Annotated in this window: 2 protein-coding genes; both read right to left on the bottom strand. The window is 37.9% G+C overall.

All coding sequences use genetic code 11. The annotated features are described in order from the left end of the window. Window positions 1-415 (bottom strand): transposase (locus H4J63_RS19575; protein WP_182198079.1); only part of this gene is annotated, 415 nt, incomplete at its 3' end. 327 nt (window positions 416-742) lie between these two features. Further along, window positions 743-3,139 (bottom strand): PAS domain-containing hybrid sensor histidine kinase/response regulator, encoded by a 2,397-nt coding sequence (locus H4J63_RS19570; RefSeq protein ID WP_259365857.1) that lies wholly within the window; start codon window positions 3,137-3,139, stop codon window positions 743-745. Window positions 3,140-3,350 lie beyond the last annotated feature (211 nt).

Here is a 3,350-nt window from a genome sequence, read left to right as displayed (position 1 = left end):
GCTCCGTATCTGCATCAATTGCTAAAGTTGAATGCGCATATAGCGTTCTTGTTTTTGATGGTTTTCCTAATGTATTTGCACAGTTCACATCGCCTAATTCTTTGCAAACACTGTGTTTAAATGTCAATCCTGTCGTATCTTGGATAGCGAGAACCAAAGGCAACTGCTTTACCGCTTCACTCGTTCGTGAGAACCCTGAATCTGCAATCGCTTGAGGGGATATTTTCTCATTTCTAATGAAACGATAAGCGGCTTCAATTTTTGCGGGTGTATCAGAAGCCTTAACAATTGAGCTGTCTGCATTCTCAGCCATATCGCTTGCTAGTAGAGCTAATCGTCGGGTGCGTCTCGGATCACCTAAATTAGCGTTACCAAAAATTAATTGAGCCCATTCTTCAGAAGTGTTTGTGTGCATACGATAAATCTATGAGTGATGATGATCGATTAGATCACAGACTTAACGATATTCAAAGACTTGTGTATAAGAGACAGACTTACATCGATGTAAGACCGAGCAAAGCTTCCGCGTTCTGCTCACGCCCCTTACCTACATCCATGTTGGCAACAAAGAGTAAATAGCCCTTAGGAAGAAACCTTTGGGCAGCGCCTGTTTGGCATTAATGCTACGTTATCGCCCATTTATGGAAAATAACCACACTGCATAGGCTCAACTTTGCCTAAATACCAAACACACTGCTACAAACTTAACCCTAAACGTTTAACAAACCCTAGCCTTCATTGCTCAACTCAGCTTTTCCCACACTTGCGCTAAACGAGAGAGCTTTAAATGTTTAGATTCAATAACCTGCTCTGGGGCATATTTATCAAGTAATAAATAAAGTGTCTCACTTACAATTGGCTTAGCTAAATAGTCATTCATCCCCGCGTCTATAAATCGATCTTTATCACCATGAATCGCATTTGCAGTGAGTGCTATTATGGGGGTGGCTATACCTAACTTTCTGATTGCTTTAGTTGCAGAAATCCCATCGAGTATTGGCATTTGGATATCCATAAAAATAATATCAATTTCATCGTTTTGCGCCTTGATTATTGCCTCTTGACCATCACTAACAATATGTACACGGCAACCTTTTTGTTCTAAAAACTGCCGAATTACAATTTGATTATTCGTATTATCTTCAGCAACCAATACCTTGGTTCCGCTTAACTGAGTTAACCCTAAGGAGCTTTCTAAAGTTTCTTTTTGCTCACGATTGGTAAATATAATATCCAAATGAAACAGCTGCTCTTCTAATAAACTAATTGCCCGTAGTACATGCGATACTTTATAAGGGCCATTTAACCTAAGCTCTCTGTCGTTAATATTTTGCGGTAATAAGCTTTTACCTAGCAAATCTAGGATGAGTAAACACGGTGAATTAAGGGAGTTGTATGTATTTATACGCTCGCGTGTTTGGGCTAACATTTGAGGATCAGTTAGTACAATTGCATCAGGAAAACTATCGTACTTGGGTATATCTGGGCATACTTCGTAATGTTCAAAAGTGATAGAAAACCGAGTGAGCGTATGCTCCAAGGCTGTTTTTAGAATTTCGTGACTTCCTACTATCCATACTTTTGGTTTTTTACTTCGTGCTGCAAACCCTTCTCTTAAAATTGAGTCAGTTGTGTCTATTTGCAGCGGGTAATTAACTATAAACTCGCTTCCTTTATTAAACTCAGAACTAACCGAAATATCTCCACCTACCACATCACAAATTTGCCTACATATCGCAAGCCCTAAGCCACTGCCACCATGCTTTCGAGTAATTGAATTATCGGATTGAATAAAAGGCATAAACATACTGTCAATTTTATTTTTTGCAATTCCCATACCCGTGTCTTTTACAGATATATAAAGGTTTAAATTATTACCTTCAATATGAGTGAACTTAACAGTAACCGTTATTACACCATGTTGAGTGAACTTAATCGCATTGGCTAATAAATTTATGACTATTTGTCTTATACGGGCATGATCACCAATTACTTGAGCTGGTACATCAGGATAAAAATCAAAAATAACCTCAAGCCTTTTTTGTAAAGCACTTTGGGAAATTATATCTATTGCTTCTTCAATACACGTATCAATACTAAATGGCTGATTATTGAGTGTTATGGCTTGTGCTTCAAAACGTGAGTACGTTAATACATCGTCCAATACACTTAATAGCGCGTCAGAACTTGTTTTAATCATTTGTGTATAGCGCATTTGTTCAGAAGTTAAACCGGTATGATGCAAAATATCTGCAGATCCAATCACAGCATTTAATGGCGTGCGAATTTCATGGCTAATATTTGCCATGAATCGGCTTTTTGACTCCGCTAGGGTTTCTGCCTGATGTTTAGTTTCAAGTAATATTTGCTCGCTTTCAATACGCTCTTGTATATCCACAAGTGTCGCAGCAATTGATGATAAATCACTTTCGTAGCCACCAACAATTGGAGTAAGTGTAATTTCGACCCAGTTATTTATACCTTGTGCATTAATTAAACGTATATCAAAGCGACGAATGTCACGCTTACCTTGTTTATAATCAAGTAAAGTGCTACTAATTTTTTCTACATCTTCTTTTGCTATAAACTTAATTATAGGTAAGCCAAGGCTCTCATCTACCTTGCTGTGTAGAACTCGCTGCCATGCTTGATTTATAAATAATAGATTGCCAAATGTATCAAGGCGTAAAACAATATCAGGGATATTATCAACGACAGAGTGATAATTATATTCTATCTCTGCCATTGCTTGTTCGGCTTTAACTCGCTGCGTAATATTAGTTTCTATAGCGATAAAGTGCTTTACTTGGCCTTCATCATCTCGCACTGGGTTTGCATCAATAGCAACCCAATAAATATTACCGTTTTTATCGTAATTTGTAGTTTCAACTTGAAAAGGAAGTCCATTTTTTACGGCATGAGACATGACCTTACGGCTTTTTTCACATGTTTTTGGCCCTTGCAGTAAATGACCAGGACTGGTGCCTATAACCTCATCACAGGTGTAACCTGTAAGTACTTCAAAACTATTGTTAACCCACTCAATTACGCCAAATTTATCTGTAATTATCACTAAGTTATTTGTATGGCTCGCAACAAGCGATAAGCGTTTTACATATTTTTGCTGTTGTGTAAGCAAAAGTTGTGAGTCTTTATGACGTTGAATGTCATAGAGTGAACCTATAAAACCGCTTTTTTCATCATAAACTAGCCTCAACTCAAACGTGAGCGTCTAGCGAACTACACCTATGTTTTAAAATTCCAGGGTAACAAGCTGTCGATATCGGGCTCAGGCTGGCACAGTTCATCAAGGCAAGCACAGATGTAATTAAATGGGATTAGACCATTTA

It is taken from the genome of Pseudoalteromonas sp. 5Ae-yellow, from assembly GCF_014077565.1.
In the GTDB taxonomy this organism is placed as follows: domain Bacteria; phylum Pseudomonadota; class Gammaproteobacteria; order Enterobacterales; family Alteromonadaceae; genus Pseudoalteromonas.
Note: the sequence above shows the minus strand (reverse complement) of the source record. Positions and strands in the feature narration are given on the sequence as shown.